Consider the following 12,892-nt stretch of genomic DNA (forward strand, 5'->3'; position numbering starts at 1 on the left):
TTTCGCTGTCGCTCACAACTTCGCGTGACACGTTCGCGCGGCGACCATCCGGTGGCACCTCAAATCGCAGTGCATCAAATTAGGGGCCCGTAGGACGCTCCGGCGAATGTGGGAAAATGCGGCGTTTTGTTTTTGCAGGCCTCCCGCGACCGTCATGGAACAGGTTTTTGCCCGCGCCTACGCGGCCCATCGCGACGGCCGGCTCGACGATGCCGAGCGCGGCTACCGCGCGACGCTCGACGCCAACCCCGTGCACGTCGATGCGCTGCATCTGCTCGGCGTGCTGCGTCACCAGCAGGGTCAGCATGCCGAGGCAGCCGACCTCGTGGGCCGCGCCGTCGACCTGCGCCCCGAAGACGCTGCACTGCAACTGAACCTCGGCAACGCGCTGAAGGCGATGGGGCAGCTCGATCGCGCCATCGAACGCTTTCGCAACGCCCTCACGCTTGCCCCGACTTTCGCGCTCGCCCACTACAACCTCGGCAATGCCTACGCGGCGCTGGGCCGCCACGAAGACGCGGCGCACGCGTTCGATCGCGCGCTGCGGCTGCAACCGGACGATGCCTCGGCCAGCAACAACCTCGGCAACGCGCTGCATGCGCTCGGGCGTCACGAGGAAGCGATCGAAGCGTTCACACGCACGCTCGCCCTGCGCCCCCGGCATGCGGGCGCGCACAACAACCTGGGCATGGCCCTCAACGCGCTGGGACGCACCGACGAAGCCTTGCAGCACTTCCGTGAGGCGCTCGCGGTGGAGCCGCAATTCACGGCGGCCCAATTCAACCTGGGCAATACGCTGGATGCGCTCGGTCGCCACGAAGAGGCCATCGACGCCTTCGAAACCGTTCTCGCGCAGCAACCGTACCTGCCCCCCGCGCTCTTCGCGCTCGGCAATGCGCTCGCGGGGCTGGGCCGGCACGAAGAAGCGGTGGCCCGCTTCGAGCGCGCCATCGGGCACGATCCGAAATTCGCGCTCGCGTGGCTTGCGCTCGGCACGGCCCACCATGCGCTCGGCCGGCATGCGGCGGCCTTGCGGGCGTTCGATGAAGCGTTGCGCCTGCGCCCCGATCTCGCTGCCGCCCACCTGAACCGCGCGCTCACGTGGCTCACGCTGCGCGACTTCGCACGCGGCCTGCCCGAATACGAATGGCGGCTCGATGCGCTCGCGCACAGCGAATTCGCCATCGGCCCATCGGCAGCGGGCATGGCACACACCTCACCGCGCACGCCGCCCCTGCCGCGCTGGCAAGGCGAGCCGGCGGCGGGCCGCACGCTGCTGATTCAGGCCGAACAGGGTTTCGGCGACACACTGCAGTTCGTGCGCTTCATTCCGCTCGTGGCGCAGCGCGTGGGACGCATCGTGCTCGAAGTTCAGCCGGAACTGGTGCCGCTGATCGCGCCGGCAGCCGAAGCCTGGCGCATCACGCTCGTCGCACGCAACGCCGATGGATCGCAAGGCGGCGCGCGGTCCGCAGCGGACCTGCACTGTCCGCTGCTCAGCCTGCCGCTCACGCTCGGCGTAACGTTCGACACGATTCCTTCACGCGCCCCCTACCTCGCGCCGCCGGCCGCGTATCGGCGCAAGTGGCGCGGCTCGCTGGGAGGTCAGGCGAAGCGCAAGATCGGGCTCGCGTGGTCGGGGCGCATCCAGAAACACGAGAACCGTTCGATGCCGCTCGCCGCGCTGGAGCCGCTCTTCGCGCTTCAAGACATCGACTGGCTCGTGCTGCAACCTGAACTGGGCGCGGCGGAACAGGCCGCACTCGACGCTCATCCGCGCGCCGGCACGATACACCGCATCGGTCACCGCATTGCGGACTTCGCGGATACGGCCGCCATCGTCGAGCGGCTCGATGCCGTGGTCACCATCGACACGTCGATTGCGCACCTGGCCGGCGCGCTCGGCAAACCGCTCTGGGTGATGCTGCCGTTCGCCGCCGACTGGCGCTGGTTCGCGGGCACCGACGAGAGCCCCTGGTACCCGACGGCTACGCTCGTGCGCCAGCCGCAGCCGGGAGATTGGGCGAGCGTCGTGGAGCGCGTGGCGGCGGCGCTGCGCGAAGCGTAGCGTAGCGGTCTCCTGCCTTGCCCACCGATCACGCCTGAACGCAAGCGCAAGGCGCCGCAAAAACACACAGCCCCGCACTCGCCAATCGCGAGTGCGGGGCTGTTGCTTGAGAACCGTGCGGCTTTGACTGCTATATCGCGTCGCGGCCTCTTACCACCGCGCCTGAACATCCACGGCGCAGCCGGCCAGCACACCGTTCACGCCGCCTTGTACTGATTGCGCGCTTCGGGCGTGCGATAGAGCACGAGCGTCGCGATGAGTCCGCAGATCGCGGCCACGCCCATCCAGGCACCCGGCGCCGCCTTGTTGCCGCTCACGTGAATGAGCAGCGTCGAGATCGCGGGCGTGAAGCCGCCGATGGTCGTCGCGAGGCTGTATGCCAGCGAGAAGCCCGCGGTGCGCACGTCGGACGGCATCACCTCAGTCAGCGCCACCACCATCGCGCCGTTGTAGCTGCCATAGAGGAACGAGAGCCACATCTCGACGGCGAGCAGGCGGCCGAACGACGGATCGGCCACGAGCCACTGCACCGCCGGGTACGCCGTGAGAATCGTGAGGACCGTGAAGGCGATCAGCACCGGACGCCGCCCGATACGGTCCGACAACGCGCCGGAAAGCGGCAGCCAGATCAGGTTCGACAGGCCGATGCAAACGGTCACGACGAGCGTATCGATGGCGGAAAGCTTGAGCACTTCTTTGCCGAAGGTGGGCGTGTAGGCCGTGATCATGTAGAACGACACGGTGGTCATGATCACCATGCCCATGCCCGCCAGCACGACGCCCCAGTTCTGCGCCATCGACTTCAGGATCTCGCCCATCGAGGGACGATGCTTCTTCGCGAGGAATTCGTCCGTTTCCTTGAGCGAGCGGCGAATCAGGAACAGGAACGGCACGATCAGGCAGCCGATCAGGAACGGCACGCGCCAGCCCCAGGCCGTCATTTCCTCGGCGGGCAGCGCGCGGTTCAGGATCACGCCGATCAGCGCGGCGAACACCACCGCCACCTGCTGGCTGCCCGACTGCCACGACGTATAGAAACCCTTGTTGCCCTTCGTCGCGATCTCGGAGAGATACACGGAGACGCCGCCCAGCTCGACACCGGCCGAGAAGCCTTGCAGCAGTCGTCCCGCGAGCACGAGCACGGGAGCGAGCGCGCCGATCGTCGCGTAGCCGGGAATGGCGGCCACCGTGAGCGTGCCGAGCGCCATCAACGCGAGCGTGAGGATGAGGCCCTTGCGGCGGCCGTGGTGATCGATGTAGGCGCCGAGCACGATGGCGCCGATGGGCCGCATGAGGAAGCCGGCACCGAACACGGAGAGCGACAGCATGAGCGAAGCGAAAGCGTTGCCGCTCGGGAAGTAGGTCTTGGCAATCGCCGATGCGTAATAGCCGTAGACCATGAAGTCGTACATTTCCAGGAAGTTGCCGCTGACGACGCGGAACACGGTCCGGGCTTTCGACTCGTTGGGCGATGCGTGGGACGCAGTTGACATGACACTCTCTGAATAGCGCGCCGCGCGGCATGGCCGCACGGCTATGAGTTGACGACGGGCGCCGCACCGTGGCGGGGCGACCCGGGAATTCCCTGATAGGGTCTACCCTTATCGCGCTGGGGCGGGCCATTATGCGCGGCTCGTCGCGGCGTCGATATCAGGGTTAAACCTGATCCACCGAGCATCGTGCCGAACGTCGTCTGATCGCGCGCCGGTCCGCTCCATGACGCGCACCGCCCAGCACTTTCCTACGTTTGACTTACACCACCCGTCACAAAGGTGGCAGTACACTCTACCCTCACCTCCGTTTTCGATGCAGCCCGATGCACGCCGACCGCTCCGCCACACCCGCCCCGCTTACCCCGATCACGTTGACCCTGCGCACCGCGACGTCCGCCGACGCCCCGCTCATCGCCGCCATGCACGCGGCGAGCTGGCAAGCCACCTATCGCGGGCTGCTGCCTGACGAGTTCCTCGATACCGAAGTAGGCAATGACCGTGCAGCCTACTGGCGCGCAAGACTCGAAGCGCCCGGCGGCGAGCGCCGGCTCGTGCAGATCGCGGAACGCGCCCCGCACGAGCCGGTGGGCTTCATGTGCGTCGAACGGCAGATCGGCTCGCCGTGGGGCGTGCTGCTCGATAACCTTCACGCGATGCCGGCATGGCAGGGCATGGGCGCCGGCAAGCTGATGATGCGCGCGGCGAAAGACTGGGCACGCGAACAGGGCGAGATGCAGCTGTATCTGTACGTGCTGAAGGGGAATGCCCCGGCCATCGCGTTCTACGAAAGCCAGGGCTGGCAATACTCGGGCGCCGAACCGGACAGGATGGGCGGCATCGACATCACCGCGCTGCGCTACGTGTACCGGCTGGACGCGCAACGCTGAACCGGCCGCCCCCGCTACGCGCTAGAAGCGCGTTTCGCGCGCCACCCGCAGGAAGGTATCGAGCAGCGGCGTGCAGTCGAGCAGTTCCGGGCCGCCCGCGCGGTGAAACTCGGGGTGCCACTGCACGCCCACCACGAACGGCGCACGCCGGTAGCGCACGGCTTCGATCAGCCCATCGCCCGCGGAGACTGCCTCCACGTTCAGGTCGCGGCCCAGCGTCTTCACGGCCTGATGGTGGATCGAGTTGACGATGGCCTCGCGCCGCCCCGGGAACATGTGCGAGAGCGTGGAGCCTTCGGGAAAGTGGATCGCGTGGCGATGCTGGTCGTAATGCTCGCTTACGTGGACGCCGGCGGTGGGCACGTCGGTCGCGATGTCCTGGTAGAGCGTGCCGCCGAAGGCGACGTTGATCAGCTGGCAGCCGCGGCATACGCCCAGCACCGGCTTGCCCGACTCGACGAACTCGTGCAGCAGCTCCAGCTCGTACATGTCGCGCACGCGGTCGCCGGGCCATTCGGGGCGCGCCGCGCCGTCGGCATAGGTTTGCGGCGAGACGTCCGCGCCGCCCTGCAACAGCAGCCCGTCGAGATGCTTCGCGTAATCGCGCAGACGGATGTTGCTCGGATGCAGCATGCCCTGATGCCCCACCGTCGGGATCATGAACACCAGCACGTCGCGCGACATCACCCAGTGCGCGATGGATTCCTCCAGATACTGCAGCGTCTTGCCGCGCAGACCGACCGCACCCGGCTCGGGATGGAAGATGCGCGCCGACACGCCGATGCGCAGCGTGCGCTGCGTGATGCGCTGCCCGGCGCGATCGAAAATCTGCCGCGCGCGGGCCGCGATGATGCGCCCGAACACCGACCATGCCGAATCGTTCTGATGCAGATAGCGCGGCGTGCCGGGCGGTAACGCGTTGGGTGGAGGCGGATTCTGCGCCGTGAAGTCGGGCGCCTGGCCGAAGCCGGCGGGCGCGGTGCCGGGGCGCGAGGCCGATGCCTCGCCCGATGGGGCCGACGAAGCCGCGGCCGCAGACGCACCGCCGGAAGACGACGAGGCCCGTGCAACTTCGGCCTGCGCCGCTTGCGCCTCGGCCGCTTCCGCCTGCGCGGTGGCCCGCTCCGCTGCGCCTTGCGGCGCCTTCTGCTCCGTGGTGGTCACGGTGGAGGCGCTGGAGGGCGCGTCGGTGGACGCACGCTCCGCCGCGGAGGCATCTTTGCCCGGCGCCTCTTGCGGCGGCGTTGGACGCCCAGCGGCCGCGGTCGGCGCGCTCGCCGTGTTCGACAAACCAGGAAGTTCGGTGGAAGAAGCGGAAGGGGAACCGGCAAGACCGGTGGAGGGGGGATTGTTTTCGCTCATGACTTCGGGTCAGGCGCGCGCCGCACGCACACGGGTGGACATAGGCCGATTATCCGCCAGCACGTCGCCGCACGGCAAACCGGCGTCTTTCGCGCACGTTCCGCCCCGCACTTCACGGGTCCGGCTGCTCGTTGAGCGTTTCCTTGAAAGCGATCTGCATGCTCGCGTGGATCTTCACGCACCAACGCCAGAGCACCGCCATCAGGAGCGCCGCACAAACGAGCACCGCCGCCAGCAGTCCCACCGGCGGCAGAATCGCGCCGGATAGCGCGGCCACCAGCAGGAACACGCCGATCATCGACACCACCGGCACGAGCTGGGCAATCGTCTGCCGGATCGCGCCCGTGAAGCGTCCGGCCGTGGCTGGCTGCACGCTCACCTCGGCGAGCAGCATGGCAAGCGACGTCGCCTTGCGCCACACCGCGACGAGAAAAGGCATGGACAGCACGAGCGCTCCGCTCCAGAGCACCACGCGCCGCATCGATTCCTCGCCGAGCCAGTTGGCAAGGAACCCGCTCGTCCAGGGCGCGCTGTACGACACGCCAAGGAAGATTGCCGCGACGAGCGAGAGATTGACGGCGATCTGCACGACGATCGGCCACGTCATGCCGAGCACCGTGGGCTCGCCGCTGGCTGGCCGCAGGCTGCGCAGCCACTGGCCGTACAGGCCGAACACGTTCGCGAGCGTGGGCGGCATCGCGTTCGCCACGCGCCGCGAGAGCGGGTCGGCCACGCGGATCAGATAGGGCGTGGTAAGCGTCGTGAGCGCGGAGACCGACACTGCCACGGGGTAGAGAAACGCGCTCGTCACCTTCAGCGTGAGCCCGAGCGAGGCGATGATGAACGAGAACTCGCCGATCTGCGAAACGGTCATGCCCACGCGCATCGCCGTGCGTCCGTCCTTGCCCGCGAGGAACGTGCCGAGTCCGCACGACACCAGCTTGCCGAGAATCACCGCGGCCGTGATCGTCGCGATGGGCAGCGCGTAGTCCACGAGCACGAGCGGATTGAGCATCAGCCCGATGGTCACGAAGAAGATGGCCGAAAACGCGTCGCGCAGCGGCGCGATCAGATGCTCGATGCGATGCAGGTGGCGCGACTCGGCCATGATCGCGCCGATCAGGAACGCGCCCAGCGCGATGCTGTAATCGAGCTTCACGACGAGCAGGCAAAAGCCGAAGCAGAAGCCGAGCACGGCGACGAGCAGCATCTCGTCACTGCCCGTACGCGCCACGTAGGCAAGCGCGCGCGGCACCACGAGAATGCCCGCCACGAGCGAGACGGTCATGAAGAGCAGCAGCTTGCCGAGCGTGACGAACGCGATGCCCGCCGAAAGCTGGCCCGTCTGCGCGATGCCCGAGAGCAGCACGAGCATCGCGATGCCCAGAATATCCTCGACGATCAGAATGCCGAACACGAGCTGCGCGAAGCCTTCGCGCTTGAGTCCGAGTTCGGAGAGCGCCTTGACGATGATCGTCGTGGACGAGATGGCGAGGATGGCGCCGAGGAAGAGCGAGTCCATCGGACTCCAGCCGAACGCGCGGCCCATTTCGAAGCCGATCCACAGCATCAGCACGATTTCGGAAAGCGCGGCCACCACGGCCGTCGCGCCCACGCGAAAGAGTTTGCGCAGGCTGAATTCGAGGCCGAGCGAGAACATCAGGAACACCACACCCAACTCGCCGAGGGTCTGGATGGTCTGCTCGTCGTGAATCAGCTGGAACGGCGGCGTGTACGGGCCGATGATCACGCCCGCCGCGATGTACCCGAGCACCACCGGCTGTTTCAGGCGATGGAACAGCACGGTGACGATACCCGCGAGCACCATCACGACCGCCAGATCCTGAATGAAGCCGATGCCGTGGTGCATGAAGACGGTTCCTTACAGACAGTAATGTGAACCGCGATGGTACCGCACGCGAGGAAGCCGCCCAACCGCGCTCGCCGGGCGCCCGACCCTTCTGGCCGTGAGCGCAAGCCGGTCGCAGCCACGAACAGGCCCTAGAATGTGGCCCACGTCCACGCCGCCCGAGCGCCTCGGCGCTCAAAGCGAAGCGCGCCCCACCACCTGCACGCCGCACGACCATGACGACCCACTCCGACGCCGCCGTTCCCTTTCCGCCGCTCGCCCAACTGGCCGCCGACCTCGCCGCGGGCCGCACCACGAGCCGTGCGCTCGTCGAGACCGCGCTCGAACGCATCGCCAACCCGGCGGGCCAGGGTTCCACCGTCTTCCTTCAGGTCGATGCCGCGAGCGCCCGCGCTGCCGCCGACGCCCACGACCGCCTGCGCGCCGCCGGGACGGTACTCTCGCCGCTCGCCGGCATTCCCGTGTCGGTGAAGGACCTGTTCGACATCGAAGGCCAGGTGACGCGCGCCGGTTCCCGCGTGCTCGCCAGCGCTGCGCCGGCCACAGCCGACGCCGTCGCCGTGGCACGGCTCAAACGCGCGGGCGCCGTGATCGTGGGACGCACCAACATGAGCGAGTTCGCGTTCTCCGGGCTCGGGCTCAATCCGCATTACGGACATCCGCTCTCGCCCTGGCAGCGCCACGCGAAGGGCGACGAGCGGGTGGCGGGCGGGTCGTCGTCGGGGGCGGCGGCATCCGTTGCGGACGGCATGGCCGCCGTGGCGCTCGGCACCGACACAGGCGGCTCCATCCGCATTCCCGCCGCGCTGTGCGGCCTGACCGGCTTCAAACCCACGGCCGCACGCATTCCGAGACAAGGCGGCGTGCCGCTGTCGACCACGCTGGATTCGTTCGGGCCCATCGGCGTGAGCGTGGCCTGCTGCGCGCTGGTGGACCGCATCCTCGCCGGGCTGGAGCCGCACGTTCCGGCGGCGCGCGGCATCGAGGGCCTGCGGCTCGGCGTGCTGACGAACTACGTGACGGATGGCGTGGAGCCCGCCGTCGCCGCAACGCTCGATACGGCACTCAAGCACCTGGAAGCTGCGGGCGCCATCGTGAGCGAGGTGCGGTTCGCACCGTTCGACCGGCTGCCCGAGATCAACCGCTTCGGCTTCTCGCCCATCGAGGCTTACGCGTGGCACCGTCCGCTGCTCGCAAAGCATCGGGACGCCTACGATCCGCGGGTGCTGGCGCGCATTCTGAAGGGTGAACCGGCCACCGCCGCAGACTATCTGGACCTCATGGCCGAGCGCGCCGCGATGCTCGAAGCCGCGCAAGCCACACTGTGGCAACGCTTCGACGCGGTCGTGGCGCCCACCGTGCCCATCGCGCCACCGCGCGTGGCAGACCTCGAACACGACGACGACGCCTTCGGCCGCACCAACGCCCTGGTGTTGCGCAACCCGTCCGCGTTCAATTTCCTCGACGCCTGCGCGCTCTCGCTGCCGTGCCACGTGCGCGGTGCGGCGCCCGCGGGCTTGATGCTCGCGGCCGCGCCCTATGCTGACGACGCCTTGCTCGCCACGGGCCGCGCCGTGGAGGCGGTACTGAACTCGATCCGCTAAAGCACGACGGCACGACGCGCAGCAAGCGCCGCGCCGCTCGCGCATAAGGCCGGCGCTGCGACGAACGACAGACGCTTCGCGCTAGAATCGCGCAACGCTTCGCCCCCCCCTCACCACACGATCTGCACACGTTTCGCACACGACCCGATATGAACTACAACGATGCCCTGTTGCGCCGCGAGCGCTCCCTGCTGGTCCTGCTCGGCTTCATCTGCCTTGCGCTCGTGGGCGGCGCGCTCTGGCTGCAGTACTTCAGGAACGAAGACCCGTGCCCGCTGTGCATCATCCAGCGCTACTTCTTCCTGCTGATCGCCATCTTCGCGTTCCTCGGCGCGCGCTTTCGCAGTTGGGGCGGCGTGCGCGTGCTCGAAGCGCTGGCGGCGCTCTCGGCGCTGGGCGGCATCGTGACCGCGGTGCGCCACGTCTATGTGCAGGCTCATCCGGGTTTCAGCTGCGGGTTCGACGCGCTGCAACCGCTGGTAGACAGCCTGCCGCCCGCGCGCTGGCTGCCCGGCGTATTCAAGGTGGCGGGCCTGTGCGAGACGCCGTATCCGCCGATTCTCGGCCTCTCGCTGCCGGCCTGGGCGCTCGTCGGCTTTGCGCTCGCGTTCGTGTCGCTCGTGCTGAGCCTGTGGCGCAATCGCGGCCGGCGTTGAGCCTCGGTCGTTGAATGGTTCGGCAAAGCGCAGTTGCGGCGCTTTGCCTGCGCGGTGCCCGCTTGCGTTGTGCGTCTGCATCGCGCGTTTGCGTTGCGGGTTCGCCCCAGGCGTTTGCCTCGTGCGTTCGTCTCGCGCGTATCGCGCTTTCCGTCTGTCTGTTCACGTCTCTGCGGCCATGGCTGCAGCGCCCGCTCTACTGCCGTGGCCCGCAACGCGGCCCGGCGCCCTCCCATCCCCGGCCGCTGCGCAACTTATTCCCCGCCGCCGGATCGTAAGAGGGCCATGACAGCCGGCTGATAGGCTTCATCATGCGCGGGAAATATTTTTGACCGCGAGCGGTGCTATCTTCGAACCTGGATGGCGATCTACGTGCGCGAGGCCGGCTGCGGCCGCCCCGATGCGTAACGCGCGCCTGATCCGCAATGTCTCCTGGATCCACCATGACAACGCAAACCATCCGCTTCCTCCCTCCGCTCGCGGTCCGCGAATTGCACGGCGTACCGGTCGCGCGTATCGCGGCCGCCGGTCAGCGCAAAGACGCTTCCCGTCCGCACCACCGCCACGGCACGTGCGCGCATTCACTACAACGCATCCGCCGGATACGCGAAGACGTCCTGAACGTTCGCGCGCCCGCGGGCCCCGCGATGCGAGTGCGGCACAAGCACTGAAACGATCAATCCGCCGCCAGGGTGCTCTCGCAAGCGCTCGCGCGGCCCAGCTGGAGAAAGCCGGATGCATGCCTGGCTCACCGATCTGCAACACCTGCTGGCACACGGCGACGCCGCCGTGCTGGTGACGGTCGCGCGCGTGGAAGGCTCGGTGCCGCGCGATGCCGGCACGAAGATGATCGTCACGCGAGACAGCGCGCGCCACACCATCGGCGGCGGGCATCTGGAATGGAAAGCCATCGAGATCGCCCGCCAGGTGCTGCGCGACGGCATGCGCACACCGCACACGCGGCGGCTCGAGCGGCTCGCGCTGGGCCCGAGTCTCGGGCAATGCTGCGGCGGCTCGGTGGTGCTTGCATTCGAGCGGCTCGACATCGGCGACCTGGGCTGGCTCACTTCGCTCGCCAAACGGCTCGCAGCCGGCGTCTCGACCGTTCGCAGCGTATCGTTCGGCCCCGCGGCTGACGCCGTGATGCTCACCGATCCCGAGCCCGGCGTGCAGGGTTCCGACTGCCTGCTGTGGGAAGGCGCGGGCTTCGGCCACGACGGCGCCTTGCTGACCGAAACCATCGCGCCCAACGAATTCGAGGTGCTGCTGTTCGGCGCCTCGCACGTGGGCCACGCGCTCGTGCGCGTGCTCGGCACGCTGCCGTGCCGCGTGCGCTGGATAGACCGCCGCGAAGCCGCGTTCCCCGCGCCGGACGTGTTCGCCACGTACGGCGCCCCGAACGTCGTCATGGAACCGGGCGACGCGCCCGACGACGCCGTCGACACCGCCGCCCCCGGCACCTACTTCATCGTCATGACGCACGACCACGCACGCGACCTCGTGCTCGCGGAACGTATCCTGCGTCGCGGCGACTACGCGTTCTTCGGCATGATCGGCTCGCATACGAAACGCAAGCAGTTCGAGCATCAACTTGCGGCGCGCGGCATCGATCCCATGCAGCTTGCGCGCATGAAGTGTCCGATCGGCGTGGAAGGCATCGTCGATAAGGCACCCGAAGTCATCGCGATCTCGGCGGCAGCGCAACTACTGCAGGCCGTGGAGGCTCACGCGAACGCCACGGCAAGCGCCCTCCCGCGCGAGCCCGCGTGAACGGTCGCGCAAGGCGCACCCTACACGTCATCCTTTACCCCAGGCACCGAAAATAATTCGATCTCGACATGAATAGCTCCGTCCCCGCCTCTCTCGTACAGAAAGCCGCAGGCGCACCGAAGGCCGAACTGCACATCCATATCGAAGGCTCGCTGGAACCCGAGCTGATCTTCCGCCTCGCGCAGCGCAACGGCGTGAAGCTCGCCTACGAATCCATCGAGGCACTGCGCGCGGCCTACGCGTTCACGGATCTGCAATCGTTCCTCGACATCTATTACGCCGGCGCGAGCGTGCTGCTCACGGAGCAGGACTTCTACGACATGACCGCCGCCTACGTGGAACGCGCGCTGGCCGACAACGTTGTGCATACCGAAATATTCTTCGATCCGCAGACGCACACCGAACGCGGCGTGCCCATCGCCACGGTGGTGGCCGGCATCGACCGTGCGCTCGCGGATGCGGAAACGCGCGGCCTGTCGAGCAAGCTGATCCTCTGCTTTCTGCGCCACCTCCCGGAAGAAGACGCGCTCGCCACCTTCGAAGCGGCACTGCCGCTCTTCGATCAGTACCGTCACCGGCTGATCGGCGTGGGCCTCGATTCGTCGGAGCGCGGCCACCCGCCGTCGAAGTTCGAGCGCGTGTTCGCGAAGGCGCGCGCGAAGGGCCTCAAGCTCGTGGCGCATGCGGGCGAGGAAGGACCGCCTTCGTACGTGTACGAAGCGCTCGATCTGCTCAAGGTGGATCGCGTCGATCACGGCGTGCGCAGCATCGAAGACCCGGCGCTCGTGGCACGCCTCGCGGACACGCGCGTCGCGCTCACGGTATGCCCGCTTTCCAACGTGAAGCTCTGCGTGTTCGACGACATGACGAAGCACACGCTCAAAGATCTGCTCGATCGCGGCGTGGCCGTGACCGTGAACTCGGACGACCCGGCCTACTTCGGCGGCTACGTCAACGACAACTATGTGGCCACCATCGAAGCGCTGAAGCTCGACGACGCCGACGTGTACACGATCGTGCGCAACGGCTTCGAGGCGTCGTTCGTCACGCCCGCTGAACGCGCGGCACTGATCGCGAAGCTCGACGCTTACTGGCACCGCGACCATGGCGAGCATGGCGGTGGTGTCGGCGTGAGCGCCTCATAACAACACAACAAGCACACCTCTCGATTCAGGAGACGTC

At 67.7% G+C, this 12,892-nt stretch carries 10 protein-coding genes; 7 read left to right on the plus strand and 3 right to left on the minus strand.

Annotated features, from left to right (window positions below; genetic code table 11):
* The first annotated feature begins 154 nt into the window (after positions 1–154).
* Positions 155–2,068: a tetratricopeptide repeat protein gene (locus U0042_RS14525; protein WP_114810184.1), complete on the plus strand. Its 1,914-nt coding sequence runs from the start codon at positions 155–157 to the stop codon at positions 2,066–2,068.
* Positions 2,069–2,265: 197 nt separating this feature from the next.
* Here the strand turns inward: U0042_RS14525 and U0042_RS14530 are convergent, their stop codons facing one another.
* On the minus strand, positions 2,266–3,561 hold the full coding sequence (locus tag U0042_RS14530; protein ID WP_114810183.1) for an MFS transporter: 1,296 nt from the start codon (positions 3,559–3,561) through the stop codon (positions 2,266–2,268).
* A 323-nt stretch (positions 3,562–3,884) separates the two neighbouring features.
* On the opposite strand from U0042_RS14530, the gene U0042_RS14535 reads away from it, so the two are divergent.
* A complete protein-coding gene (locus U0042_RS14535; protein ID WP_114810182.1) occupies positions 3,885–4,448 on the plus strand; it encodes a GNAT family N-acetyltransferase in 564 nt (187 codons plus the stop codon).
* A gap of 21 nt (positions 4,449–4,469) precedes the next feature.
* Here the strand turns inward: U0042_RS14535 and U0042_RS14540 are convergent, their stop codons facing one another.
* The gene (locus tag U0042_RS14540) at positions 4,470–5,810 is read right to left on the minus strand and encodes a gamma-glutamyl-gamma-aminobutyrate hydrolase family protein (protein ID WP_114810181.1); all 1,341 of its coding nucleotides are present in this window, start codon (positions 5,808–5,810) and stop codon (positions 4,470–4,472) included.
* A 112-nt stretch (positions 5,811–5,922) separates the two neighbouring features.
* Complete coding sequence (locus tag U0042_RS14545) at positions 5,923–7,680, minus strand: cation:proton antiporter (RefSeq protein WP_114810180.1); 1,758 nt, start codon at positions 7,678–7,680, stop codon at positions 5,923–5,925.
* A gap of 215 nt (positions 7,681–7,895) precedes the next feature.
* Between U0042_RS14545 and U0042_RS14550 the strand changes: the two genes are divergently transcribed.
* From U0042_RS14550 to U0042_RS14570, 5 genes are all read left to right on the plus strand, one after another.
* Complete coding sequence (locus U0042_RS14550; RefSeq protein WP_114810179.1) at positions 7,896–9,284, plus strand: amidase; 1,389 nt, start codon at positions 7,896–7,898, stop codon at positions 9,282–9,284.
* A gap of 149 nt (positions 9,285–9,433) precedes the next feature.
* A complete protein-coding gene (locus U0042_RS14555; RefSeq protein WP_114810178.1) occupies positions 9,434–9,940 on the plus strand; it encodes a disulfide bond formation protein B in 507 nt (168 codons plus the stop codon).
* Positions 9,941–10,383: 443 nt separating this feature from the next.
* On the plus strand, positions 10,384–10,611 hold the full coding sequence (locus tag U0042_RS14560) for a hypothetical protein (protein WP_327205061.1): 228 nt from the start codon (positions 10,384–10,386) through the stop codon (positions 10,609–10,611).
* A gap of 64 nt (positions 10,612–10,675) precedes the next feature.
* On the plus strand, positions 10,676–11,710 hold the full coding sequence (gene xdhC, locus U0042_RS14565) for a xanthine dehydrogenase accessory protein XdhC (RefSeq protein WP_114810177.1): 1,035 nt from the start codon (positions 10,676–10,678) through the stop codon (positions 11,708–11,710).
* Positions 11,711–11,778: 68 nt separating this feature from the next.
* Positions 11,779–12,855, plus strand: a complete 1,077-nt coding sequence (locus tag U0042_RS14570; RefSeq protein ID WP_114810176.1) for an adenosine deaminase — start codon at positions 11,779–11,781, stop codon at positions 12,853–12,855.
* Positions 12,856–12,892: the final 37 nt, after the last annotated feature.

Origin of the sequence: Paraburkholderia kururiensis (genome assembly GCF_034424375.1) — a bacterium.
Lineage (GTDB): Bacteria > Pseudomonadota > Gammaproteobacteria > Burkholderiales > Burkholderiaceae > Paraburkholderia > Paraburkholderia kururiensis_A.

Bases quoted from the DNA above. Each gene is read 5' to 3' on its own strand.
- U0042_RS14525 (WP_114810184.1), top strand. From the start codon at position 155: ATGGAACAGGTTTTTGCCCGCGCCTACGCGGCCCATCGCGACGGCCGG.
- U0042_RS14530 (WP_114810183.1), bottom strand. From the start codon at position 3,561: ATGTCAACTGCGTCCCACGCATCGCCCAACGAGTCGAAAGCCCGGACC.
- U0042_RS14535 (WP_114810182.1), top strand. From the start codon at position 3,885: ATGCACGCCGACCGCTCCGCCACACCCGCCCCGCTTACCCCGATCACG.
- U0042_RS14540 (WP_114810181.1), bottom strand. From the start codon at position 5,810: ATGAGCGAAAACAATCCCCCCTCCACCGGTCTTGCCGGTTCCCCTTCC.
- U0042_RS14545 (WP_114810180.1), bottom strand. From the start codon at position 7,680: ATGCACCACGGCATCGGCTTCATTCAGGATCTGGCGGTCGTGATGGTG.
- U0042_RS14550 (WP_114810179.1), top strand. From the start codon at position 7,896: ATGACGACCCACTCCGACGCCGCCGTTCCCTTTCCGCCGCTCGCCCAA.
- U0042_RS14555 (WP_114810178.1), top strand. From the start codon at position 9,434: ATGAACTACAACGATGCCCTGTTGCGCCGCGAGCGCTCCCTGCTGGTC.
- U0042_RS14560 (WP_327205061.1), top strand. From the start codon at position 10,384: ATGACAACGCAAACCATCCGCTTCCTCCCTCCGCTCGCGGTCCGCGAA.
- xdhC (WP_114810177.1), top strand. From the start codon at position 10,676: ATGCATGCCTGGCTCACCGATCTGCAACACCTGCTGGCACACGGCGAC.
- U0042_RS14570 (WP_114810176.1), top strand. From the start codon at position 11,779: ATGAATAGCTCCGTCCCCGCCTCTCTCGTACAGAAAGCCGCAGGCGCA.